Source organism: Faecalibacterium longum, from assembly GCF_040094125.1.
GTDB classification, from domain to species: Bacteria; Bacillota; Clostridia; order Oscillospirales; family Ruminococcaceae; genus Faecalibacterium; species Faecalibacterium longum.
In genome coordinates this window covers 17484-40964 of the sequence record NZ_JBBNIH010000177.1, presented here as the reverse complement: position 1 = coordinate 40964, position 23481 = coordinate 17484, and the positions used below count along the sequence as shown (strand labels likewise).

The window sequence follows — 23481 nt, the reverse complement described above, 5'->3', positions numbered from 1 at the left end:
TTGCAAAAGCTCTATACTATAAACAAGAAAGGCACTGCCTGCGAATGGTCAGCGTCCTTCCGGCTTTAGATCAAAAGAAATGACCGCAAGCTTTGGGGGCGTGGCGGTCATTTCTTTTTGCTGTTAAAAATGGTCCAGCTGATCTGAAACGTGATGTAGATCGCTCCGCCAAGAAGCGAGAGCAGCAATACGACCTGTTCAAACGTCATGGAACATCCCCCCTTTCGCACCATGCGTCAGGGGATAGCAAAAAGTTCACCTCCCCGGCGCAGGGCCGGAAGGGCGTGACCACCTACATTGCAGACAGTACCTTGCTGCACCGGCAGCACCTATAGAATATCATATTTCCCGCACGAATACAACACCCCGGCTTCCTGCAGGCCGGGGTGTTCGTCTTGTCTATCGCAATTTCTCCTGCTATACTTAGGGCAAAGGAGCGGCGGGCAGACCCCCGCCGGAGAAATGGCTATGGAGTATCGTGATTGGACGAAAAAAGACGGCAGCGGGCGGGACATCTCCACCTCGCTGCTGGGCTACGGGTGTATGCGCTTTCCCACCCTGCCGGATGGCCGCATCGACGAAGTACGGGCCGAAAAGCTGCTGAACACTGCCCGGGAGGCGGGCGTCAACTACTTTGACACCGCTTTCCCCTACCACGGCGGTGAGAGCGAACCTTTCGTGGGCCGGGTCATTGCCAAGTGGCCTCGGGAGAGCTTCTACCTCGCCACCAAGCTGCCTGTGTGGAGCTGCAAGACCCTCGACGAGGCCAAAGACATCTTCGAGAAGCAGTTCGAGCGGCTGGGCGTGGACTACATCGACTTCTATCTGCTGCATTCCCTGCACAAAGCCCGCTACGATGCGGCCAAAGAGATGGGCATTGTGGACTGGCTCTGGGAGCAGAAGGCCGCCGGGCGCATCCGGAATTTTGGCTTTTCCTGCCACGACAACGCGGCGGGCTTCGAACACATCCTGCGCGACCAGCCGTGGGACTTCTGCCAGCTGCAGTACAACTACCTCGACACCGATGACCGTGCCGAGGAGATCGCAGGCGACCGGGGCTATGCTCTTACCGAAGAACTGAATGTTCCCCTCATCATCATGGAGCCCATCAAGGGCGGTACGCTGGCACAGCTGCCGCCGGACGCTGCCGCGCCGCTGAATGCACTGGACGCCGACGCCAGCGCGGCCTCGTGGGCGCTGCGCTGGGTGGCCAGCCACAAAAATGTGAAGGTCGTCCTCTCCGGCATGAGCGCAGAAGACCAGCTGGACGACAACCTCGCCACCTTCGGAGATTTCCGCCCCATGACCGACGCCGAGAACGCCGCCATCCGGCAGACTGCCGACGTCCTGCGCAGCCACATCAAAATCGGCTGCACCGGCTGCCGCTACTGTATGCCCTGCCCCATGGGCGTGGACATTCCGGACAATTTCAGCATCTGGAACAAGCTCGGGATGTTCGGCAATAAGGACGCCATCCGCCAGCAGTGGACAGCCTGCTTCCCGGATGCCGAAAAGGCCATTCACTGCGTCCGCTGCGGCAAGTGTGAGGCCATCTGCCCCCAGCATCTGCCGATTCGGGACTCTCTTGCAAAGCTCCAGACGGAACTGGACAATTTATAATGAGTGAAAGCGGGCGCTCCTCTGTCTCTCCGGACAGGTGGAGCGCCCGCTTTTTGTTTAACCTACGTTGATGTGACCCACCGGGAGGACTTTGCGCTTGTTGTCGTCGGGCTTTGCCGTCAAGCTGATCGCCAGCGACACCGGGCCAACGCGGCCCATGAACATACAGGCCATATACAGCAGCTTCGCGCCGGTGTTCAGCTGTCCAGTGACACCCACCGACAGGCCCACCGTACCGAACGCCGAGCAGGACTCGAAGATGCAGTCGATGACCGACACAGTCTCTGCGGTGTTGTAGTACACCACGACGGCAGAGCCGAACGCCGCCACCGCGCCGATGACGATGATGGTCAGAGCGCGGTAGACCGTCTTGGACTCGATGTGGTGGCCGCCGATGACGCAGTCGTCGCGGCCCTGTGCCACGCTGCGGATGGTCAGGATGAGCACCGCGAAGGTCGTCACCTTGACGCCGCCGCCCGTCGAACCGGGAGCCGCACCGATGAACTGCAGCACGCTCATCAGCAGCTTGCTGATGGGGCTGCAGGCCGCGAGGTCGATGGTGTTCATACCCGCAGTACGGGTGGATACCGACTGGAACAGCGCCGCCATTATCTTGCCCGGGACGGACAGGCCGCCCATCGTCCTGGGGTTCGACCACTCGAGCAGGGCCAGCAGCACCGCGCCGCCCACCCAGAAGATGACCGAGAACTGCAACACGACTTTCGCGTGGAGAGAGAGCCGCCGCTTTTTGCGGTACTCTGCCAGCTCCACCCAGACCATGAAGCCCAGACCACCGGCCATGATCATGAACATGATGACAGCCTGCACATAGTAGTTGTTGACGTACGGCACCAGCGAGGAGTAGGCGCCAAACCGTCCGAAGAGGTCAAATCCTGCGTTGCAGAAAGCCGAGATGGCCGTGAACACGCTGACCCACACACCCTCTGCGCCGAACTGTGGCACGAATGCGAAGAGCAGCAGCACGATGCCCACGGCCTCGAAAGCCGCCGCCAGCTTGATGACGATCTTCAGCACCTCAGTGGCCTTGGACAGGCCGTCTGCCGAGACGCTCTCGCCCAGCAGCCGCAGGTCGCGGAAGCCCATCCGCCGCCGGGCCGCCAGCGCGAAGAAGCTGGTGAGGGTGACAAGGCCGAGGCCTCCCACCTGAATGAGCATCAGGATGATTACCTGCCCGAACAGCGAAAACTGACTCCATGTATCCCGCACGACGAGGCCCGTCACGCAGGTGGCACTGGTGGCGGTGAACATGGCGTCGATGACGCCCAGCCGCCCCGTCCTGCTGGAAATGGGCAGGGTAAGCAGCAGCGTCCCCACCGCGATGACCAGCAGAAAGCTGCTGCAGATGGTCTGCGTCGCACTGCTGCCCGCCAGCCAGCCCTTGTTGGGCCGGCGTGTCCGCTTTTTGGTTTTGTTTTTTCCCATTGCAACCTCCCGGGGCTCCCCCCGGCCAGCAGCCAGAGGGGCGAGTCGTTCTGCCGCCCCTGCGCAAAGTTTCCCGGCGCAGGAGCCTCTCTTTATAGGATACACCTTTTTTCTCTCCGATTCAACTTGATTTTGTGCGCTGTTTGCGGTATCATATCTGTAATGTGTCTCAGTAGCTCAGTTGGATAGAGCGTCCCCCTCCTAAGGTTGTGCTCTACCAGCTGCCTTACGGGGAAAAGTGATCGTTGCCAGTCTCAATTTAATATAAGTCTCTGTAGCTCAGCAGGATAGAGCGTTCGCCTCCTAAGGTTGCGTTACAACGGCCACCTCAAAAAAAACTAAATAAGGGATTGCAGTTCGACTTTGATCGGGCTATAATCATATATCAGACACGTCCATATAGCTCAGCTGGATAGAGCACACGCCTCCTAAGCGTGGGGTCGGAGGTTCAAATCCTCTTATGGACGCCAGTGAACAACGCCGAAAGCCTTTGTTTTCAAGGGTTTTCGGCTTTTCTTATATAAAAAGCTACGAAAAAGCTCTTTCACTGTATGAGATAAAATTCTACTCCAAAATTTGATTTTTGACAACCCCTCCAGAATCGAACGGTTGTTATAAGACAAAATCGCCAGCTAATTTTTAGCAGAAAACGGGCTGTTCTTGCTAATGAAAATGCCCTTCCTGCTAATCAGCCCCAAAATCGTGCCAAAAATCCAGCTAATCAAAAAAGGCGGATGTTTTGAATACCATGCAGTTATAGCAGATAAAATTAAATATCGTTATGTACATAGAGCGTCTATTTGCCCCGCATTGGGGATGGATAGGCGCTCTTTTTTTATGCCCAAACCCATGGGCAAATACAAGAGATTGGAGGTGTTTTATTTGAGCAAGCCTGTTTATACCGCAGACAAGCCGAGCGACTGTCATTACTGCTACTTCTGGACGAATGGCAGAAAGGGCTGCCGTCTGGGTAGAAATAATTGCTACTACTTAATCTCTTTGCCGCCGAAACCCAAGTCGGAATGTGATGGCTGTCCCTATGGGCGAGATCACCCGTGCATTGGTTGGTGTACGAAGAAGGTTATGCGTGAAGTGGGGCTTCGTTGATATGGATGTGTATGAACAGGAATACCGCTTCTACTATTTTGCCCGATGTCCTTACGAAAAGACGGATACGACTTTCCGCAGCATTCCGCTGACAACAGAAAGTTTTCCGCAGAAAGAAGGTGGTGAAGCCGTGTGAGTTTTGATTATTTTTACGGTCAGCAATCCGATCTATTCACATTCTATCGAGTTCCGAAGGTGTTGTTCACGAACGAGAGGTTCTGGAATATTTCTGCCGATGCCAAGATGCTGTATGGCATTTTGCTTGACCGCATGAGCCTGTCTGCCAAGAATGGTTGGATAGATAAAAACGGTAGAGTGTATATCATTTTTACAATCGACGAAGCGAAGATGGCTCTGAACTGTGCTGAACAAAAGGCTATCAAGCTGCTCAGTGAACTTGAGAAGAAAGCAGGATTGATTGAACGTAAGCGCCAGGGTTTGGGAAAGCCCAACCTGATCTATGTGAAGAACTTTATCTCTGCTGTGGATTCACAACTCTTGAATTGTGAAAATCACAATTCTGGAACAATGGAAATCACAACTCAAGAACTTCCGAAATCACAATGTAATAATACTGATATTAAAAATACTGAATTTAGTGATACTGATTCTATCTTTCCTTCCGGAAATGGTGGAATGATGGACGAGAATGACCGGTATCAAGAATACTTTGATTATTTCTCGGATCAGCTCAGTATGGATTTGTTGAAGAAGGATTACCCTTACGATTCCGAAATGCTGGATAACATTCTGGAGTTGATCGTTGAAACAGTTTGCACGAAGCGACCGTTGATTCGCATTGGTGCAGAGGAGCGTCCGGCAGAAATTGTCCGCAGTCGGTTTATGAAACTGAATGCCGAACACATTCGATATGTTATGGACTGCTTCAAGGAGAACACCACAAAGATTAGAAATATCCGTCAGTATATGCTGACTACGATATACAATGCGCCGACGACAATAGACACCTACTACGATGCTCTTGTTCGGCACGATATGTCACACGGATATTTGGAAGGAGGATTTAAGAAATTGAAAATGAAGCGAGAGGAAGGAGAGTGACGATAAATGTCGAAAAAAGCAACCATCATTGCGGTGGTCAATCAGAAAGGAGGCACTGGAAAGACCACCACCACCGAGAATCTGGGCGTTGGCTTGGCTCTTGAAGGAAAAAAGGTGCTTCTGGTAGACACCGATCCCCAGGCTTCCCTGACGGTCAGTTTGGGCAATCCCTGCCCGGATGATCTGTCTCCGACACTTTCCGATCTGATGGGAAAGATTATGATGGAAAACCCTATTACTCCCGATGAAGGGATTCTTCATCATCCGGAGGGCGTTGATTTGGTGCCGTCCAACATCGAACTCTCAGGTATGGAGGTAGCACTGGTCAATGCCATGAGCCGGGAAACCATTCTCCGGCAATACCTGGATACAGTCAAACAGAATTATGATTACATTCTTCTTGACTGTATGCCGTCTTTGGGTATGCTGACCGTCAATGCGTTGGCAGCTGCCGACAATGTGCTGATACCGGTTCAGGCAGCATACCTTCCTGCAAAGGGTCTGGAACAGCTGCTTGGAACCATCAACAAGGTCAAGAGGCAAATCAACCCGAAACTGAGGATTGAAGGGATTCTTCTGACGATGGTGGACAGCCGCACCAACTACTCCAAAGACATCAGCAATCTGATTCGGGAGAGCTACGGCGGAAAGCTGAAGGTTTACAAGACCGACATTCCCCGCTCTGTCCGTGCAGAGGAAATCAGCGCAGAGGGAACCAGTATCTTCAAGCATGATCCCAAAGGCAAAGTTGCCGAAGCCTATAAAATTCTGACGAAGGAGGTGTTAAACAATGCAGAAAAAAGGCGCAAACATCAGCTTGAAGGGGTACGATGATATTTTCTCCACCGATCAATCCAGAGCTGAAGCCCAGCAGGAGCGTGTGCAGGAAATTCCGCTTTCTGAGCTACACCCCTTTGAGGGACACCCCTTCCGTGTGGTTGATGATGAAGAAATGATGAAAACGGCAGAGAGCGTCCGAGATTTCGGAGTTCTCACTCCTGCGATTGTCCGTCCTGACCCCGACGGTGGTTATGAAATCGTTTCTGGTCACAGGCGGCACCGGGCATCGGAGCTTGCGGGTAAGGAAACCATGCCTGCGATTGTTCGTGACCTGGACGATGATGCAGCCATTATTTTGATGGTTGATGCGAATTTGCAGAGGGAGAGTATCCTGCCGAGTGAAAGAGCATTTGCTTATAAGATGAAGCTGGATGCGATTAAACATCAAGGTCAACGCACCGATTTAACTTCATCCCAAGTTGGGATGAAGTTGCAGGCAATGGATATAGTCGGTCAGGAGGCAGGAGAAAGCAGAAATCAGGTACACCGTTATATCCGTCTGACCGAACTGATTCCGGAACTGCTGGATATGGTAGATACGGGTCAGATCAAATTCAATCCTGCGGTGGAGCTTTCCTATCTGGCAAGTGAAGAACAGAAGGATTTTCTTTCTGCAATGGATTATGCTCAAGCAGCTCCTTCCCTTTCGCAAGCACAGCGAATTAAAAAGCTCGCACAGGAGGGCGAGTGTACGCTGGATGCGATGTGCGAGATTATGAATGAAATCAAGAAGGGAGAGCTGGACAGAGTAACCTTCAAAACGGATTCGTTGCGAAAATACTTCCCGAAGTCCTATACCAACAAGCAGATGGAGGATAAAATCATTCAGCTTTTGGAGCAATGGCAGAAAAAAAGAGAAAAATCAATGGAAAGGTAAGGTAAAAAATGTTTACACCCAAAAACATTCAGGGCGCTTTGGAAGAACTCTACGACCTTTGCGATCCTGATTATATGGTAGATATGCTCGTAAACTACAGTGAGGAGTTCGATGATATTTCTCCTGCGCTTCTGGCAAAGTCGTTTCAGAAAAATGCCGAGATGATTAGCGAGTATCGAGTATTGTCCTCTGCTGGTGAGGGTATCGACTATCAGGGAAAGGTACTTCTGAACAGCAGAGCCGTGCGGCTTCTGTCCTATGTAGAAGATATGAGCGGCGATGAAAAAGTTCGCACGATTCAGAGCAAGGAGCTGTGGTTAGCAGAAGATATGACATTCTATGTGGTGTCCTGTATGTCTACGATCACGATGGACAAGGAAGAAGCCATTTGTCTTAACGAACACCGCAGCGTGGTTACTACGGTGGAATGCGAGGACGATATTTTCTTCGACATGGGTTCCCTGATTTGCGAACTGGACGATATTTGCTTGTTCGAGCTTTTAGCCGATGTGGATGCGACTATTTATGAACTGTAACAGGTTCATGGATGGTCGCTTTTCTTATTTCCAAAGAAACGGAGGTATCGAAACTTGAAAGAATACGATGTGAAGATCACCGAAACCTTGGAGAAAACGGTTACGGTGCAAGCAGAATCTCACGATGCGGCAGAGGAACAGGTTAGAGCCGCTTATTACAATTCGGAGTACATTCTGGACTCCGAAAACTTTACCGGTGTTGCGTTCGGCACGACCGAGGAACGGGAGGTTCAGAAAGAACAGGCAGATACCATGAATGTGTTGCTGGTAAAGCCGTTCATGTATCCGCAGGCTGTGCAGATCGGCTGTGAGCTGGAGGATTTGCAGAAAGCCGTAGGTGGCGATATTGAGGCAACTTATCCGTTCAATGAGCCGGTTGCACTGGTGATGCACGACGAAGGTAAACTCGTAGGCAAAGAACTGAACCGTGCGCTGCGTGATGATGACGGCGATATTTATGACATTATCGCCGGTGATTTTCTGGTTGTGGGATTGGGCGAGGATGATTTTTGTTCTCTGTCCCCGGAACTGATGAAGCAGTTTGAGGAACACTTTCATCAGCCTGAGACTTTTGTACGCATGGGGCGCAGCATTATGGCGCTTCCCCTGCCGGATGACATGGTGAAGAAAGAAGATGCACCTGTCAAAGCTGATTCGGTTCCCCACAAAAGTAACCCTGACCGAGATGTTCTGTAAGGAGGTTCTTATGCAAAGAAATTCGACGATTGGAGAGCTGATGGAGCGAAAGCGGATTCAGGATGGTGCCAAGGAGTACCAGGGACATACCTATATGGACTTGGCACGATTTGATGACGCCACCAAGCACATGATTATTTTCGATGTGCTGACCGATGAATCGCCTGTCGGTTGGAAAGGCGAAAGAAATCGCCTGTATTTGAGCGATGTGGGTTATCAGAAGGCTCTGGATAACCAGAAAGCTGGCAATATCAAGATTATCAGCCATGCCGCAGTTGCCAAGGGCAATCTGTATTACGACCACAGAGATATGGCACGATAATCTGTTCACTCTACTGCTTGCAGGAGGTGATGAATCATGCAGGAAGAAGTTGAAAACAGAACAGTAAACCTGGCGATCAGCACAACCAAGCTGACGGGGCGCACTATCATTGCCGGTATCCGCAAGTATTTGCAGCACCGGGAAAAAGTGAAGATGAAAAAGGCACGAGACCCTGCCGTTCATGGAAAGCAATCCGTGAAACAGCTTTTGGGACAGAATCAGGGTGCTACGAATGTTGAGATCGACAAAGAGAGTATCCGTGATTTTGAAAAGCTCGCCAAGAAGTATGGCGTGGACTTTGCCGTAAGAAAAGATAAGTCCGTTGATCCTCCCCGGTTTCTTGTTTTTGTCCGTTCTAAAGATGCAGATGCTTTGGATGCAATCTGCAAGGAACATCAGGCAAGGGCATTAACCAAGAATGAAAAGCCGAGCGTTCTGGCGCAGCTGAAGAAGTTCAAGGAAATTGTCGCAGCGATTCCGAAGAAGGTTCGAGAGAAGAAACAGGAGCGTGATCTGTGATGGATAAGAGAAAAATGAAAAAGCTCCTGATTCTGAATTTACCGTATTTTCTGGTAGGGTTGTTCGCTACGAATTTAGGAGAAGCATGGAGATTGGCTGAGGGGGCAGATTCATCTGCGAAAATCCTCAGCTTTTTTCATGCCCTTCCGATAGCCCTGAACAATCCGTTTCCCAGCTTTCACCCGTTGGATTTGCTGATTGGTATTCTCTGCGGCGCAGGACTTCGGCTGGCTGTCTATCTAAAAGGCAAAAACGCAAAGAAGTACCGACACAATGTTGAGTACGGTTCTGCTCGTTGGGGAACGGCAAAAGATATTGAGCCGTTTATTGCACCAAAGTTCGAGGACAATGTGATCCTGACGAAAACGGAGCGGCTGATGATGAGCAATCGCCCGAAGAATCCTGCCAATGCCCGAAATAAGAATGTTCTGATTATCGGCGGTTCGGGTTCCGGTAAAACTCGCTTTTGGTTGAAGCCAAACCTTCTCCAGATGCACAGTTCCTATGTGGTCACTGACCCGAAAGGCAGCATCGTGATTGAGTGCGGCAACGCCCTTTTGAAGCATGGCTACACCATCAAGATTTTCAACACCATCAACTTTCAGAAGTCGATGCACTATAACCCATTTGCCTATATCCATTCAGAAAAAGACATTCTGAAACTGGTGACAACGCTGATTGCCAACACAAAGGGTGATGGAAAAGCCGGTGATGAGTTCTGGACGAAGGCGGAAACGCTGCTCTACTGTGCCTTGATCGGATATATCCACTATGAAGCTCCGGTTGAGGAACAGAATTTCTCCACCCTGATTGAGTTCCTGAACGCAATGGAGGTGCGGGAAGATGATGAGGAGTTCCAGAACCCGGTGGATCTGATGTTTGAAGCCCTGGAAAAGAAAAAGCCGAATCACTTTGCAGTCCGTCAGTATAAAAAATACAAGCTGGCTGCCGGCAAGACCGCTAAGTCGATTTTGATTTCCTGCGGCGCTCGTCTGGCTCCTTTTGATATTCAGGAGGTCAGAGATGTGACTGCCTATGACGAGTTGCAGTTGGATACTCTCGGAGATAAGAAAACGGCGCTCTTTCTGATTATGTCAGATACGGATGCGACGTTTAATTTTTTGATCTCCATGATTTACACACAGCTGTTCAACTTGTTGTGCGAGAAAGCAGATGATGTGTACGGCGGCAGACTGCCGGTTCATGTGCGCTGCTTGATTGATGAGATGGCAAACATCGGTCAGATTCCCAATCTGGAAAAACTGGTAGCGACAATCCGAAGCCGTGAAATATCGGCTTGCCTTGTTCTCCAGGCACAATCACAGCTGAAAGCCATTTATAAAGACAATGCCGATACCATCATCGGCAACATGGATTCCCGAATTTTCCTGGGTGGTTCTGAGCCAACCACGCTCAAAGAACTGAATCAGGCATTGGGAAAAGAAACTATCGACACCTACAACACCTCCAACACCAGAGGTAACAGCCCGTCTTACGGCTTGAATTATCAGAAGTTAGGCAAAGACCTTGCGAGCGTAGATGAGCTTGCGGTTCTGGATGGCAGCAAGTGTATTTTGCAGTTGCGTGGTGTCAGACCGTTTCTTTCTGACAAGTACGATCTGACGCAGCACCCCAATTATAAGTACACATCAGACTTTGATAAGAGAAATGAGTTCAACATTGAGCAGTTTCTGAGTCGAAGGTTGAAGCTCAAGGCAGGTGATGAGTTTGTGGTAGTCGATGCGGATTAAGGAGGTTTCTGTTTGGAAAATCTGAAAACGGTATCTGCCCTGGTTAAGAACATCTTGGAACACGACCACAAGGCAAGAAATACCGACAATCATTTGTACCTGATGGTACTGGAACACTATTCCGGTCTGCGTGGCATCGACATTCATGCCATGACGGTTCCTGTGTTTTTGAAGGAACTGGATAGACGCAGCTTTCCGGGGTTTGAAACTGTCCGCAGAAGCAGACAGAAAGTGCAGGCAACCTACCCTGACCTTGCTCCCAGTGAAGCCGTAGGCAAGCGCAGAGCAAAAAATGAGGTTGTATATCGAGAATTTGCAGAAAGCGAGGTGTAAAAAAAATGACTTGGTGGATCACGGATACCTCTATTGGGCAGCGATTGAAGTTCGTTAGACGATTTCGCCGCCTTACCCAGAAAGAGCTTGGACTCCTGATGGGGTATTCCGAGAAAACAGCGGATGTCCGTATTGCTCAGTATGAGAAAAACGCTCGAACCCCTAATGCAGAAACCACAGCGAAACTCGCAGAGGTTCTGAAGGTTTCACCTGTCGTTTTTTCACCGACAATCTGTGCTTCTCGTGAAGATTTGTTGCAGTCAATGTATTGGCTGTTTCTTATGAAAGGTGGTGGTGATATATATGATTGTGAAACTGAATATGCAAGAAGCAGAATGGAACAGAAACTTGGCGTGATAACCGTCGAGGAGTTCCTTGAAAAGATTCTCGTAAACTAAGCCTTCCGTCCGGTTTTGATGCCGGTAGTACGGAGGGCTTTTTCTATTCTCAAAACAATTTCAAATTTTAGGAGGAAAATATTATGGCATTTTTCAATAGCGCAGTAACCGTTCTTCAGACTCTCGTTATCGCTCTGGGCGCAGGTCTTGGCATCTGGGGTGCAATCAATCTGCTTGAGGGCTACGGCAACGATAACCCCGGCGCAAAGTCCCAGGGCATGAAGCAGCTCATGGCTGGCGGCGGTGTTGCCCTCATCGGCACCACCCTTGTACCTCTGCTCTCCGGACTGTTCGGTTAATCACAAAACAAGGAGGTAATCGCCTTTGGACAGCATACTCCAACAGATCACAGACTGGCTGAAAGAAATGCTCGTTTCAGCTATTATGGGAAATCTGTCGGGGATGTTTGAGTCCGTCAACAACCAGGTTGGCGAGATAGCAACCTCCGTTGGCATGACCCCGGCGAATTTTTCGCCGGGTGTCTTTGCCATGGTACGAAACATCTCCGAGTCAGTGATTATCCCAATCGCAGGCTTGATTCTGACCTTCATTGCCTGTTATGAGCTAATTCAGATGATTATTGACCACAACAATCTGGCAAATTTTGAAACCTGGATCTTCTTCAAATGGGTGTTCAAGACTTTTGTTGCGGTCATGTTAATCACAAACACATTCAATATCACGATGGCTGTGTTTGATGTGACACAGCACGTTATAAACGCAAGCGCCGGTATCATATCCGGAAATACTGCCATAGATGCTTCGGCATTGGAAACAATGGAAGAAACGCTGATGGCAATGGATTTGGGTCCTTTGCTCGGCTTGTTCCTGCAATCCTTTATCGTGCAGGTCACGATGTCCGCTTTGGCAATCATCATCTTTGTGATCGTCTACGGTCGAATGATTGAAATTTATCTGATGGTCAGCCTTGCCCCGATTCCGCTTTCCACTTTTGGAAACAGAGAACAGAGCAATATCGGACAGAATTATCTGCGTTCGCTGTTTGCAATCGGATTCCAGGGATTCCTGATTATGATCTGCGTGGGCATTTATGCGGTGCTGATTCAGTCTATCGCATTCAGTGATGACATCATCGGTTCTATCTGGGGTGTTATGGGCTACACCGTCCTTTTGTGCTTCACCCTGTTTAAGACTGGTTCGCTTGCGAAGGGTGTATTCAGCGCTCACTAAGGGAAGGAGGAAATTGTTTGGCAGCGTATATTCCCGTACCTCGTGACCTGACGAGGGTAAAAACAAAAGTGTTCTTCAATCTGACGAAACGGCAGTTACTTTGCTTTGGTGCGGCGGCGCTCATCGGAGTGCCGATTTTCTTTCTGGTCAAAGCAACCGGAAATGTGAGCCTTGCAGCACTGTCCATGATGATCGTCATGTTACCGTTGTTCTTTCTGGCAATGTATGAAAAGGATAGTCAGCCGTTGGAAGTGGTTGTAGAACACTTCATTCAGACCAAATTCGTTCGTCCCAAGGTTCGCCCTTATCAGACGGACAACTATTATGACGCTTTGATGCGTCAGTACAAACTGGAAAAGGAGGTTGAACGAATTGTTTTTCAAAAAGAAGCCACAGGCAAGAAACATCAAAATGCCTGCAAATCTGAATCGGAAGCAGCAGCGAGAAATTAAAGCTGTTGTGGAACGGGCAAAGAAGGACAACGGTATTCCGCAGACTGCACAGCAGTCCATTCCCTTTCAGAGAATGTTCCCGGATGGCATCTGCCGTGTCACTGACAGTTATTACACCAAGACCATTCAGTTTCAGGACATCAACTATCAGCTGGCACAGCAGGAAGATAAGACTGCCATCTTCGATGAGTGGTGCAGTTTCCTGAATTTCTTTGACAGCTCCATTCACTTTGAGCTTTCCTTTATGAACCTGAGTACCGATGCTGAAAGCTTTGAAAAGAGTATCCGTATCCCGTTCAAGAAGGACAGCTTCAATCCCGTCCGTGCCGAGTATAGCCAGATGCTGAAAAAGCAGTTGGCGCAGGGCAACAACGGCTTGACCAAAACCAAGTACCTGACATTCGGCATTGAAGCCGAATCCATGCGGCAGGCAAAGCCGAGACTCAACCATATCGAAAACGATCTGCTCAATAACTTTCGGCGTTTGGGTGTCATTGCCACTACCATGAACGGCAAAGAGCGGCTGCATCTGATGCACTCTATGTTCCACATGGGTGATAATGATAAGTTCTTCTTCGATTGGAAGTATCTTGTGGAATCCGGGCTGTCCGTAAAGGACTTCATTGCTCCGACGGCGTTTGCCTTTAAGACCAACCGCACCTTCCAGATGGGCAGTATCTTCGGTTCGATGTCTTATCTGGCAATTACGGCATCAGACCTGTCTGATCGTATGCTGGCGGATTTTCTGGATATGGAATCCACGCAGATCGTGACCATGCACATCCAGTCGGTTGACCAGACTGCGGCGATTAAGACCATCAAGAGAATCATCACCGAGCTTGACCGTTCCAAAATCGAGGAACAGAAAAAGGCTGTGCGTTCTGGCTATGACATGGACATTATCCCATCTGACCTTGCTACCTATGGTAAAGATGCGAAGTCACTTCTGAAAGAATTGCAGAGCCAGAATGAGCGAATGTTCATGGTGACATTTCTGGTGCTGAACACCGGGCGCACCGAGCAGGAACTGGAGAACAATGTGTTCCAGGCACAGAGCATCGCCCAGAAGCATAACTGCAATCTGCGTCGTTTGGATTTTCAGCAGGAATCCGGACTGATGAGCAGCCTGCCTTTGGCACAAAACCTGATTGAGATTCGTCGTGGCCTGACTACCAGTTCCACGGCTATTTTTGTGCCTTTCACCACGCAGGAGCTGTTCCAGAATGGTGGAGAAACGCTCTATTACGGGCTGAATGCTCTGTCGAACAACCTTATCATGGTGGACAGAAAGAAGCTCAAGAACCCCAACGGACTGATTCTGGGTACTCCCGGTTCCGGTAAATCCTTTTCCGCAAAGCGTGAAATCACCAATGCGTTCCTGGTTACGGATGACGATATTATCATCTGCGACCCCGAAGCGGAATATGCGGCTCTGGTTCACAAGTTCAATGGTCAGGTGGTAAAAATCAGCTCCTCCAGTACCAACTATATCAACCCTATGGACATCAACCTGAACTACTCTGAGGATGACAACCCGGTAGCACTGAAAGCTGATTTTATCCTGTCCCTCTGTGAGTTGATTATGGGCAGTAAGGATGGCTTGCAGCCTATCGAAAAGACGGTTATCGACCGTTGTGTGCATCAGATTTACCAGAGATATTTCGACAATCCTGCCCCTGAGAATATGCCGATCCTTGAGGATTTGTATGATGCCCTTCTGAAACAGGACGAAAAGGAAGCCCACCATGTAGCGACCGCCTTGGAAATCTATGTTAAGGGTTCTCTGAAACTGTTTAACAACAGAACCAATGTGGATATTCAGAATCGTCTGGTGTGCTTCGACATTAAGGAGCTGGGCAATCAGCTGAAAAAAATCGGTATGCTGATCGTTCAGGATCAGGTCTGGGGGCGTGTAACTGCCAACCGTTCTGCCGGTAAATCGACCAGATATTATATTGACGAGTTCCATCTGCTTCTGAAGGAAGAACAGACGGCAACCTATTCCGTAGAAATCTGGAAGCGATTCCGTAAATGGGGCGGCTTGCCGACCGGTATTACTCAGAATGTCAAAGACCTGCTTCGTTCCCCGGAGATTGCCAACATCCTCGAAAACTCTGATTTCATCTATATGCTGAATCAGGCAAGCGATGACCGAAGTATTCTGGCACAGCGGTTGAACATTTCGCCGCATCAGCTGTCCTATGTAACCAACTCCGGTGAGGGCGAAGGACTTCTGTTCTATGGCAATGTGATTCTGCCGTTCATTGACCGATTCCCGACAGATCTGGAACTGTATCGCATTATGACCACGAAGTTAAACGAGGTGGCACAGGAAAAGGAGGCGTAATGTATGGCGAAAAGACCTACACGACTCCGTTTTACCGAAGATGACCTTGCAGATTCTCATGTGAAGAAAGCTGCCGACCGTGCAGATAAGGCGGTTGATAGGGCTGAAAAAGCGGCAGACAAATTGGCTTCTAAAAAGGCAAAGCCGAAGCTAAAGCTGGAAACAGATGCAGCCGGTTCCCGTAAAGCAAAGCTCCGTTTTGAAAAAGCGGAGTTTACGGAAATCGAGCGCCCATCTGTGGCAAAGCACATGGCAAGCCGTGGTGCCGCAGTCACGCTCACATCCAAAGCACATCGGGCGGTGTCAGAATATGAGGATGATAATATCGGCGTTCAGGCTGTGCAGGAAACGACCAAGGCTGTTGAATCCACTGTCTATACCGTCGATCATGCCGTTTACAGTCACAAGCTGAAAGCCTACGACAAGGCGGAAAAGCTGGTTGAGAAGTCAGATAAAGCAAATGTAAATGCCCTGTATGAGAAGTTCAAAAAGGACAACCCCGATGCCGGTTCCAATCCCTTTTCCCGTTGGCAACAGAAAAGGGCAATCAAGAAAGAATATGCTGCCGCCAAAGCCGGTAAGAATACCGCTTCGACAACGGCTTCTGCATCTAAGGGTGCAGGCAAGGCAACGGGCAAAGCAGCTCAGGGAGCCAAGAACATCACAGAAAGAGTAACGGAGTTCTGCACCACACACTCTAAAACGATTCTGTTTGTTTTGATTGCCGGACTGCTTTTTATGATACTCTCAGGGATGTTCTCGTCTTGTTCGGCTATGTTCCAAGGCGGCACACAGATCATTCTGGGAACTTCTTTTACTGCAAAAGAGGAAGATATTATTGGTGCGGACAATGATTACAAGGCTTTGGAAGCTGCGCTCCGCAATAAAATCAATAATATCGAGCGTACTCATAGCGGATATGACGAGTACCGGTATGACCTTGATGAAATCAACCACAATCCTTATGAGCTGGCGGCGTATTTGACGGTGAAGTTTGAGGATTACACCAGAGATGAGGTGCAGGCTACCCTGCAATGGCTATTTGAGCAACAATATGAGCTGACCCTGACGGAAGTAGTAGAGATTCGTACACGAACAACATCTTCTACTGATCCCGAAACGGGAGAGACAACAACAGAGGAAGAAGATTACGAATATTATATTCTGAATGTGAAGCTCAGAAATAAGGGCTTGAACAGTGTGATTTCAAATTCCGGCTTGTCGGAAGATGATATGGAGCGATATAGAATTTTGCTTCAGACAAGGGGCAACAGACCGGATATTTTCGGAAATGACATTTACGCCACCCCTGGCGGCGAGTACACCGATTATGATATTCCGGGCGAAGCGCTGACAGACACAAGATTTGCCAATATGATTCGGGAAGCTGAAAAATATCTGGGATACCCGTATGTGTGGGGCGGCAGCAGCCCGTCTACCTCCTTTGACTGCTCCGGATTTGTTTCCTATGTAATCAATCACTGCGGAAACGGTTGGAGTGTTGGTCGTTTGACCGCAAACGGTTTGATGGGCGTATGCGACATTATCCCGAAAAGCTCTGCCAAACCGGGAGATTTGATTTTCTTCCAAGGCACTTATGATACCTCCGGTGCATCACACGTTGGTATCTATGTTGGCAATGGTATGATGATCCACTGCGGAAACCCCATTTCCTACGCTTCTATCGAATCGAATTACTGGCAACAGCATTTTTACTGCTTCGGCAGAATCAGAAACTAAAGGAGGGATGGCGATTGAGTGCCAAGTTAGACAGAATAGGTGCAGACCTTGAAAAAGCCCGTAAGAAACGGGCAGAATGGGATGCTAAGGTGAAAGACCTGGAACGCAGATACCGTGAGGAGGAAAATTCCGAAATCCATGAGATGGTTCATGCTGCGAACCTGAATCCCGAACAGCTTTCCGAGCTGCTCCGTATGTTTGCTGCGGATATGGCTCCGAAGCCTGATACGATCAATACTATGAATGAGGAGGAAACGCAGAATGAGATTTAAGAAAATTGGAGCCGCATTGCTGGCGTGTGCAATGTGTTTTGGCGTGTTTTCTACAACGGCATTTGCCTATGTAGATGAAAGCGTAGCGACTGAAGAACCTGCGGTCGAAGAAAAAGTTCCCGAAACAGAGCCGGAGGAGCCGATGCTACCGCTTACTCCCGACGGCAATCTGACTTTGGTTGATGACGCTGGCTCGCCTACGAAAAGCGGAAAGCAGTTCATTACCGCTGTAACCAAAAACGGAAACTACTTCTATATCATCATTGACCGTGATGATAAGGGCGAGGAAACCGTGCATTTTCTGAATCAGGTGGATGAAGCCGACCTGCTCAAGCTGATGGACGAGGAAGAAGTTGCAGAGTTCACCAAGCCGGTTGAGGAAACAAAGCCGGAAGTAGTTGAAACAGTTCCTGAAATTACAGAACCGACACCGGAGGAAAAGCCGAAATCCACAAATATGCTCCCGGCGATTCTTACTCTGATTGTGCTTGCCTGTGGTGGTGGATTCTTCGTATTTAAGAAAGTCCAGGAAAAGAAGAAGGCACAGGAAGCGGCAAAGCCTGACCCAGATGCTGATTATGTGGACGATGACGAGGACTATGGGTACGATCCGGAGTTTGAGGACGACGATGAAGATAGCTCCGTCGATGAAGATGATAATGAACCTGTGTAAACAGGATAGGCTTGATGCCTGGGGCAGCCTTCGGGTTGCCTTTACATAGTTTCCGCTTTCAAAAAATAAAAAAATTTGCGTTTTTGAAAGTGACATCTTGCATATACTATTAGCAGACAGTATAATAAGTACAGCGAAGCGGTTTCGAGAAATGAAAAAACTTCAATTTTTGAAAGCGGGTGACTATATGAAAACAATCACGAGAGCAAAATATCTCGATAGAATCATTGAACTGAATGGTACTCCTGACATCAAGATCATCACGGGCATTCGTCGATCTGGTAAGTCCAAATTGATGCAGGCGTATATTGCGTATCTGAAAAGCAATTTTGAAAACATCAATATTATCTTCATCGACTTCATGGATTTGGCGTATGAAGAAATCAAGGAATACCATGCCTTACACGCCTATGTGGAAGAACATTATCAGGAAGGAAAAACGAACTACCTGTTTGTAGACGAGGTTCAGATGTGTCCCAAGTTTGAGTTGGCAATCAATAGCCTGTACTCTAAGGGAAAATACGACATCTATGTAACAGGCTCTAATGCTTTCCTGTTGAGTGCAGATCTGGCAACTCTGTTTACCGGACGCTATATTGAAATTCATGTGTTTCCTTTCAGCTTCCAGGAATATTGCCAGTATTATGATGATATTAGTGACAAAGATAAGCTCTTTGATGAGTACGCTATCAAGGGCGGTTTAGCAGGTTCCTATGCTTATAGAACCGAAAAAGACAGAACAAACTATATCAAAGAGGTCTACGAAACGATTGTTACAAGGGATTTGGTACAGAAATATACTCTCCCGGACACTTTGGTTTTACAACGTCTGAGCGAGTTCCTTATGGATAATATCAGCAACCTGACTTCTCCGAATAAGGTCAGTCAGCTACTGACAGCAAATGAGACTCCAACCAATCATGTAACCGTCGGCAAGTACATTAAGTATTTGTGCAATGCTTTTGTATTTTATGATATTAAGAGATATGACATCCGAGGTAAGAAATACCTTGAAAGCTCTGAAAAGTTCTATTTGTGTGACAGCGGTATTCGATATGCAATACTGGGAAGCAGAAATATAGACTATGGCAGAGTATATGAAAACGTTGTTTGTATCGAGCTTCTTCGCCGTGGATATGATGTCTATGTCGGCAAGCTCTATCAAAAGGAAATCGACTTTGTTGCTCAGAGAGGTAGCGAAAAGATTTATATTCAGGTCAGCGACAACATTTCCGGGCAGGAAACATTTGAGAGAGAATGCTCTCCTCTGCTTCAGATTCGAGACGCTTATCCGAAAATGATTATTGCCAGAACCAAACATCCCCAATATAGCTATGAAGGAATCGAAATTCACGATATAGCCGATTGGTTGCTACAAGAATAAGCAAGGTGAAATATCTCCGTCATTCTCTTTTGAAATGATGGAGATATTTTTATTATGACGGAGATTGTAGAACAGAAAATTGTATCAGGTTGCAAAAATCCTTTCCGAACTTTTTACATAGCAGTCATGCACTACGGTGTGTGGCTGCTTATTTTTTTGTGAAAGGAGCAGATGCAAATGAAATTAGTTTTGGCTGAAAAGCCTTCGGTTGCACAGAGTATTGCCAAAGTGTTAGGTGCTGCCAAGCGTGAGGATGGCTACTTAGAGGGAAACGGATATGTGGTCAGCTGGTGTGTAGGGCATTTGGTGGAGCTGGCACAGCCGGAAGTCTATGATGCGAAGTACAGCAAATGGGCTTATGCAGACCTTCCTATCTTCCCGATGGACTGGCAGTATGAGGTTTCTGCCGGTACGAAAAAACAGTTTGGGATTCTGAAAAAGCTCATGGCCAGAGAAGATGTTGCGAGTCTTGTGTGTGCAACAGATGCCGGTCGTGAGGGCGAGCTGATCTTTCGGTTGGTGTACCACAAAGCCGGGTGCAGAAAGCCGTTTGAGCGGCTTTGGATTTCCTCGATGGAAGATGTAGCAATCAAGGAGGGCTTTGAAAATCTCAGGTCTGGAACGGAATATGATGCTTTGTATGAAGCAGCACTGTGTCGAGAACGAGCCGACTGGATTGTTGGTATTAACGCTACTCGACTTTTTTCGACCCTTTACGGGCAGACCCTGAATGTTGGTCGTGTTATGACCCCTACCCTTGCTATGGCTGTTATGCGAGAAGCTGCCATTTCCGCATTCAAGCCTGAACTGTTCTACACAGTTCAGATTGGATTGGATGGTTTTACGGCTGCAAGCGAACGCTTCAAAACCAAGGCAGCAGCCGAAGCTGTCAAACAAAGCTGTTCGGTGGCAATCGTTCAGAAAGCTGAATGTAAGGAGAAAACAGAAAAGCCGCCTGCGCTCTATGACCTGACCAGTTTACAGAGAGAAGCCAACCGTGTGCTTGGCTACACGGCACAGCAGACCTTGGACTACACGCAGAACCTCTATGAAAAGAAACTGGTCACTTATCCCCGTACCGACAGCAGGTTTCTGACGGAAGATATGGCACATAGCCTGACCGACCTCGTAAAGCTGGCTTTCCACACATTCCCCGTGGAGGATGTGGATAACATACCAGTTCATGCAGAGCAGGTTGTGAATAACAAAAAGGTCACAGATCACCATGCCATCATTCCGACCAGAGAATTGCAGAAATGCAATCTGAGCGAACTTCCCAAGGGTGAACTTGCAATTTTGCAACTGATCTCGAATCGGTTGTGCGTAGCTGTTGGCGATCCGCACCGATACGCAGAGACAGTTATTGAGCTGGACTGTGGCGGTACCGTGTTTTCCACCAAAGGCAAAACTGTTGTGCAGGATGGATGGAAAGCTCTGGTTCAGAAAAATGATTCGACAAAATCCGACGAAAACGTGCAGACACTCCCTTCTGTTTCCGTTGGTGACGAAATGACCGTCAGCGGCACGGAAATCAAGGAAGGGAAAACATCTCCCCCTAAACACTTTACCGAGGATACTCTGCTTTCTGCTATGGAAACTGCCGGTGCGGACGAAATGCCTGATGAGGTGGAGCGCAAAGGTTTGGGAACGCCTGCGACCCGTGCCGGTATCATTGAGAAGCTGGTTCGCATCGGTTTTCTGGAGCGTAAGGGTGATAAGAAAACCAAACACCTGATTCCGACCCACAAGGGTACGGCTCTGGTAACAGTCATGCCGGAACAGATTCAGTCCCCATCCATGACGGCGGATTGGGAAGAAAAATTGTTGCTCATTGAGAAAGGCGAATATGCCAGCGAGGACTTTATGGACGAGATCAAAGATGTGATTGCCGGTCTGATTCAGAACTATGAAGTAATCCGTGATTCCGAGGTTATGATGTCGAAAGAAGCCAATTCTATCGGCAAATGCCCGCTCTGCGGCAGTGCTGTAGAGGACAAAGCCAAGGCATTTTTCTGTTCCAACAGAGCTTGCAAATTTGCCCTCTGGAAAAACAATCGCTACTTTGCGAGCATCGGCAAGAGCATGACTTCTGCCACGGCGCAGAAATTGCTTGGTTCCGGCAAGGTAAAGCTCAAGAATTGCAAGTCCGAAAGAACGGGCAACACCTTTGATGCCACCGTCTTTATGGAGGTATCAGATGATGGCAAAACGAAGTTCAGTATGGAATTTGAAAATGGAGGAAAGCGCAAATGACAAATGAGTACAACCCGGATGGTAAGGAAATCCGATTTATCGACAGCCATTATAAGGATTTGTTTCATATCCCCGATGGCAGCTGTGTGCAGATTCACTACCCGGATGAAATGGTTGTGAAGCCCTGCACCTTCATTGACGAGTATCATACGCAGATCGGATACAATGTGTTTCATATCTGCCAGTTTGCAGAAATTATGGAGCGCAACGGCGCAAGCTATATGCCGGAGCCTGAGATTATGGGCGATGAAGCCGCATGGAAGGTCGGAAAGGATAGAATCCTTGCGGTGCAGACCTGCGAAGATGGTTACGACTACACCCTGTTGGATGAAAACTACAACGAGATTGATGGCGGTCAGGTTGATAACCCTGAACTGTCCATGCTCGAAGTCCGCCGGGATATTCTGGAATCCTTCGGGCTGGAGCGCCGGGAACTGCGGGCAATGTTCTATGAGGATGTCATGGAGCAGGCTTTTGAAGTCGGCAGACAGGCGGTGGTGGTCAATGACCCTATCGCTGAGCTTGCTTTTAAGCTCGACCGTTTTGCAGAGAACTTCGACCCCTATGAATATATGGATCAGGTCGATGATGTGCAGGCGCATATCCAAGAAATCAAGGCAGATCTTGCCGCTGGTAATACGGCTCCGTATCGTGAGTTCCTGAATACAGCCATTGAAGAAGCCCGTGAGGAAACTGCGGTTGAGGTTGCCAAAGTGCTGAAAAGTCAGCTGGATAAGCTCGACTCTCCGAAGCGTGAGTCGGTCATGGAAAAACTGGCACAGGCCGCAGAAAAAGCTGCGCCTGCCAGTCCCTCTCCCAAACGCAAAGAGCCTGAACGATAAGGAGGACACGGATATGAAAAACGAAAAATGGGATGATGTTCACGGAAATACCACCCCGGATGACAGAATGGTTGCTTTTCTGGAAAGCCCCACGGATTCCTATGCGATTCTTCAGCTGCGGGAAGATGTAGACGATAATATCCCGCTCATGTTTGCAAATTACAGCTACCTTCAGAAGAAAGAAATGGAGCCTGAGATTGACCGTTACGAGGTGGTCTATCATGGCTCCATTTCTATGTCCGAGGATGTGAATCGGCAGCTGGAAGATTTGTATGTAAAGTTCAATATTGACCACCCGGATGATTTCCGTGGTCACAGTATGTCGGTCAGCGACATCGTAGCCTTAAAGGTAGTCGGTGAGGTATCCTTTCACTATGTAGATTCTGTTGGGTTTCAGAAGCTGGAAAACTTTATGAAGTCCGAAAACTACCTGAAAAACGCAGAGATGGCAATGGAAGATGATTATGGGATGATTGACGGTATCATCAATAACGGAAAAGCGTCCGGATTAGAGGAACGTCCTTCGGTGTTGGAGCAGTTAAAGGAAAAGCCCGTGCCGGATGTTTCCCATAAGCCGCCCAAGAGCCACCCGGAAAGGGAGATTGAATGATGGATTTCACACAGGATGAGCGGAACATGATGATGCTTTACAGCCCTGGCACAAGGTCAGGGCTGTGTGAAGCACTGACACTGATGAAGGAACAGCTTTCGGAGGACGAGTCAGAGCTTTTTGCTTTGGCAGACTCGGTTCTCCGTAAAGTTTCAGCCATGGACGATGCCGCCTTTGAGAAGCTGAACCTTTATCCGGATTGATAGGATTGGA

25 protein-coding genes and 1 tRNA gene are annotated in these 23481 nt (G+C 48.7%); 25 read left to right on the top strand and 1 reads right to left on the bottom strand.

Annotated elements, in window-relative coordinates; genetic code table 11:
• The first annotated feature begins 468 nt into the window (after window positions 1-468).
• Window positions 469-1620: an aldo/keto reductase gene (locus AAAU26_RS14020; protein WP_227619247.1), complete on the top strand. Its 1152-nt coding sequence runs from the start codon at window positions 469-471 to the stop codon at window positions 1618-1620.
• A 57-nt stretch (window positions 1621-1677) separates the two neighbouring features.
• Here the strand turns inward: AAAU26_RS14020 and AAAU26_RS14015 are convergent, their stop codons facing one another.
• Window positions 1678-3063 (bottom strand): TrkH family potassium uptake protein, encoded by a 1386-nt coding sequence (locus tag AAAU26_RS14015; protein ID WP_158400019.1) that lies wholly within the window; start codon window positions 3061-3063, stop codon window positions 1678-1680.
• A gap of 393 nt (window positions 3064-3456) precedes the next feature.
• Here AAAU26_RS14015 and AAAU26_RS14010 point away from each other — a divergent pair.
• From AAAU26_RS14010 to AAAU26_RS13895, 24 genes are all read left to right on the top strand, one after another.
• A tRNA-Arg gene (locus AAAU26_RS14010) sits at window positions 3457-3533 on the top strand.
• Between the two features lie 569 nt (window positions 3534-4102).
• Window positions 4103-4306 (top strand): hypothetical protein, encoded by a 204-nt coding sequence (locus tag AAAU26_RS14005; RefSeq protein WP_223385014.1) that lies wholly within the window; start codon window positions 4103-4105, stop codon window positions 4304-4306.
• Window positions 4303-5232, top strand: coding sequence for a DUF6017 domain-containing protein (locus tag AAAU26_RS14000; protein ID WP_002304312.1), 930 nt, complete (start codon window positions 4303-4305; stop codon window positions 5230-5232). Before AAAU26_RS14005 ends, AAAU26_RS14000 begins: the two co-directional genes overlap by 4 nt.
• Before the next feature lie 6 nt (window positions 5233-5238).
• Window positions 5239-6066, top strand: a complete 828-nt coding sequence (locus AAAU26_RS13995; RefSeq protein WP_002304313.1) for a ParA family protein — start codon at window positions 5239-5241, stop codon at window positions 6064-6066.
• Entirely contained in the window at window positions 6023-6949 is a 927-nt protein-coding gene (locus AAAU26_RS13990) for a ParB/RepB/Spo0J family partition protein (protein ID WP_002304314.1), read from the top strand. Before AAAU26_RS13995 ends, AAAU26_RS13990 begins: the two co-directional genes overlap by 44 nt.
• An 8-nt stretch (window positions 6950-6957) precedes the next feature.
• Window positions 6958-7485, top strand: coding sequence for a hypothetical protein (locus AAAU26_RS13985; protein ID WP_002304315.1), 528 nt, complete (start codon window positions 6958-6960; stop codon window positions 7483-7485).
• A 54-nt stretch (window positions 7486-7539) separates the two neighbouring features.
• A complete protein-coding gene (locus tag AAAU26_RS13980) occupies window positions 7540-8181 on the top strand; it encodes a DUF3846 domain-containing protein (protein WP_002588969.1) in 642 nt (213 codons plus the stop codon).
• 10 nt (window positions 8182-8191) lie between these two features.
• Window positions 8192-8503 carry a DUF5720 family protein gene (locus AAAU26_RS13975; RefSeq protein ID WP_002304317.1) on the top strand — a complete coding sequence of 104 codons (312 nt, stop codon included), beginning with the start codon at window positions 8192-8194 and terminating at the stop codon, window positions 8501-8503.
• Window positions 8504-8539: 36 nt separating this feature from the next.
• Window positions 8540-9022 (top strand): PcfB family protein, encoded by a 483-nt coding sequence (locus tag AAAU26_RS13970; protein ID WP_002304320.1) that lies wholly within the window; start codon window positions 8540-8542, stop codon window positions 9020-9022.
• Window positions 9022-10773, top strand: coding sequence for a VirD4-like conjugal transfer protein, CD1115 family (locus tag AAAU26_RS13965; RefSeq protein ID WP_002588968.1), 1752 nt, complete (start codon window positions 9022-9024; stop codon window positions 10771-10773). The genes AAAU26_RS13970 and AAAU26_RS13965 overlap by 1 nt, the downstream gene beginning before the upstream one ends.
• Window positions 10774-10785: 12 nt before the next feature.
• Window positions 10786-11106 (top strand): hypothetical protein, encoded by a 321-nt coding sequence (locus tag AAAU26_RS13960; RefSeq protein WP_002304332.1) that lies wholly within the window; start codon window positions 10786-10788, stop codon window positions 11104-11106.
• 5 nt (window positions 11107-11111) lie between these two features.
• The gene (locus AAAU26_RS13955) at window positions 11112-11504 is read left to right on the top strand and encodes a helix-turn-helix domain-containing protein (RefSeq protein ID WP_002304334.1); all 393 of its coding nucleotides are present in this window, start codon (window positions 11112-11114) and stop codon (window positions 11502-11504) included.
• A gap of 83 nt (window positions 11505-11587) precedes the next feature.
• Entirely contained in the window at window positions 11588-11803 is a 216-nt protein-coding gene (locus AAAU26_RS13950; protein ID WP_002576404.1) for a Maff2 family mobile element protein, read from the top strand.
• Between the two features lie 25 nt (window positions 11804-11828).
• Window positions 11829-12695 (top strand): VirB6/TrbL-like conjugal transfer protein, CD1112 family, encoded by an 867-nt coding sequence (locus tag AAAU26_RS13945; RefSeq protein ID WP_002304374.1) that lies wholly within the window; start codon window positions 11829-11831, stop codon window positions 12693-12695.
• Window positions 12696-12712: 17 nt separating this feature from the next.
• Window positions 12713-13147 (top strand): PrgI family protein, encoded by a 435-nt coding sequence (locus AAAU26_RS13940; protein WP_002304375.1) that lies wholly within the window; start codon window positions 12713-12715, stop codon window positions 13145-13147.
• Window positions 13107-15494 carry a VirB4-like conjugal transfer ATPase, CD1110 family gene (locus AAAU26_RS13935; protein WP_002588967.1) on the top strand — a complete coding sequence of 796 codons (2388 nt, stop codon included), beginning with the start codon at window positions 13107-13109 and terminating at the stop codon, window positions 15492-15494. The genes AAAU26_RS13940 and AAAU26_RS13935 overlap by 41 nt, the downstream gene beginning before the upstream one ends.
• Before the next feature lie 3 nt (window positions 15495-15497).
• On the top strand, window positions 15498-17234 hold the full coding sequence (locus AAAU26_RS13930; protein ID WP_002304377.1) for a C40 family peptidase: 1737 nt from the start codon (window positions 15498-15500) through the stop codon (window positions 17232-17234).
• A 14-nt stretch (window positions 17235-17248) separates the two neighbouring features.
• Window positions 17249-17506, top strand: a complete 258-nt coding sequence (locus tag AAAU26_RS13925; RefSeq protein ID WP_002304378.1) for a DUF4315 family protein — start codon at window positions 17249-17251, stop codon at window positions 17504-17506.
• Complete coding sequence (locus tag AAAU26_RS13920; protein ID WP_002578950.1) at window positions 17496-18179, top strand: DUF4366 domain-containing protein; 684 nt, start codon at window positions 17496-17498, stop codon at window positions 18177-18179. The genes AAAU26_RS13925 and AAAU26_RS13920 overlap by 11 nt, the downstream gene beginning before the upstream one ends.
• 151 nt (window positions 18180-18330) lie before the next feature.
• Window positions 18331-19563 carry an ATP-binding protein gene (locus AAAU26_RS13915; RefSeq protein WP_002304383.1) on the top strand — a complete coding sequence of 411 codons (1233 nt, stop codon included), beginning with the start codon at window positions 18331-18333 and terminating at the stop codon, window positions 19561-19563.
• A 177-nt stretch (window positions 19564-19740) separates the two neighbouring features.
• Complete coding sequence (locus AAAU26_RS13910; RefSeq protein WP_002578949.1) at window positions 19741-21816, top strand: DNA topoisomerase 3; 2076 nt, start codon at window positions 19741-19743, stop codon at window positions 21814-21816.
• A complete protein-coding gene (locus AAAU26_RS13905; protein ID WP_002304387.1) occupies window positions 21813-22658 on the top strand; it encodes an LPD16 domain-containing protein in 846 nt (281 codons plus the stop codon). Before AAAU26_RS13910 ends, AAAU26_RS13905 begins: the two co-directional genes overlap by 4 nt.
• 13 nt (window positions 22659-22671) lie before the next feature.
• Window positions 22672-23268, top strand: a complete 597-nt coding sequence (locus AAAU26_RS13900; protein WP_002304389.1) for a YodL domain-containing protein — start codon at window positions 22672-22674, stop codon at window positions 23266-23268.
• Complete coding sequence (locus AAAU26_RS13895) at window positions 23265-23471, top strand: transposon-transfer assisting family protein (RefSeq protein ID WP_002578948.1); 207 nt, start codon at window positions 23265-23267, stop codon at window positions 23469-23471. Before AAAU26_RS13900 ends, AAAU26_RS13895 begins: the two co-directional genes overlap by 4 nt.
• The last annotated feature ends 10 nt before the right edge of the window (window positions 23472-23481 follow it).

What these genes read in the sequence shown, in the direction of transcription:
- AAAU26_RS14020 (WP_227619247.1), top strand. Translation starts at nt 469, where the DNA reads ATGGAGTATCGTGATTGGACGAAAAAAGACGGCAGCGGGCGGGACATC.
- AAAU26_RS14015 (WP_158400019.1), bottom strand. Translation starts at nt 3,063, where the DNA reads ATGGGAAAAAACAAAACCAAAAAGCGGACACGCCGGCCCAACAAGGGC.
- AAAU26_RS14005 (WP_223385014.1), top strand. Translation starts at nt 4,103, where the DNA reads ATGGGCGAGATCACCCGTGCATTGGTTGGTGTACGAAGAAGGTTATGC.
- AAAU26_RS13995 (WP_002304313.1), top strand. Translation starts at nt 5,239, where the DNA reads ATGTCGAAAAAAGCAACCATCATTGCGGTGGTCAATCAGAAAGGAGGC.
- AAAU26_RS13990 (WP_002304314.1), top strand. Translation starts at nt 6,023, where the DNA reads ATGCAGAAAAAAGGCGCAAACATCAGCTTGAAGGGGTACGATGATATT.
- AAAU26_RS13985 (WP_002304315.1), top strand. Translation starts at nt 6,958, where the DNA reads ATGTTTACACCCAAAAACATTCAGGGCGCTTTGGAAGAACTCTACGAC.
- AAAU26_RS13975 (WP_002304317.1), top strand. Translation starts at nt 8,192, where the DNA reads ATGCAAAGAAATTCGACGATTGGAGAGCTGATGGAGCGAAAGCGGATT.
- AAAU26_RS13970 (WP_002304320.1), top strand. Translation starts at nt 8,540, where the DNA reads ATGCAGGAAGAAGTTGAAAACAGAACAGTAAACCTGGCGATCAGCACA.
- AAAU26_RS13965 (WP_002588968.1), top strand. Translation starts at nt 9,022, where the DNA reads ATGGATAAGAGAAAAATGAAAAAGCTCCTGATTCTGAATTTACCGTAT.
- AAAU26_RS13955 (WP_002304334.1), top strand. Translation starts at nt 11,112, where the DNA reads ATGACTTGGTGGATCACGGATACCTCTATTGGGCAGCGATTGAAGTTC.
- AAAU26_RS13950 (WP_002576404.1), top strand. Translation starts at nt 11,588, where the DNA reads ATGGCATTTTTCAATAGCGCAGTAACCGTTCTTCAGACTCTCGTTATC.
- AAAU26_RS13935 (WP_002588967.1), top strand. Translation starts at nt 13,107, where the DNA reads ATGCCTGCAAATCTGAATCGGAAGCAGCAGCGAGAAATTAAAGCTGTT.
- AAAU26_RS13930 (WP_002304377.1), top strand. Translation starts at nt 15,498, where the DNA reads ATGGCGAAAAGACCTACACGACTCCGTTTTACCGAAGATGACCTTGCA.
- AAAU26_RS13920 (WP_002578950.1), top strand. Translation starts at nt 17,496, where the DNA reads ATGAGATTTAAGAAAATTGGAGCCGCATTGCTGGCGTGTGCAATGTGT.
- AAAU26_RS13915 (WP_002304383.1), top strand. Translation starts at nt 18,331, where the DNA reads ATGAAAAAACTTCAATTTTTGAAAGCGGGTGACTATATGAAAACAATC.
- AAAU26_RS13910 (WP_002578949.1), top strand. Translation starts at nt 19,741, where the DNA reads ATGAAATTAGTTTTGGCTGAAAAGCCTTCGGTTGCACAGAGTATTGCC.
- AAAU26_RS13905 (WP_002304387.1), top strand. Translation starts at nt 21,813, where the DNA reads ATGACAAATGAGTACAACCCGGATGGTAAGGAAATCCGATTTATCGAC.
- AAAU26_RS13900 (WP_002304389.1), top strand. Translation starts at nt 22,672, where the DNA reads ATGAAAAACGAAAAATGGGATGATGTTCACGGAAATACCACCCCGGAT.
- AAAU26_RS13895 (WP_002578948.1), top strand. Translation starts at nt 23,265, where the DNA reads ATGATGGATTTCACACAGGATGAGCGGAACATGATGATGCTTTACAGC.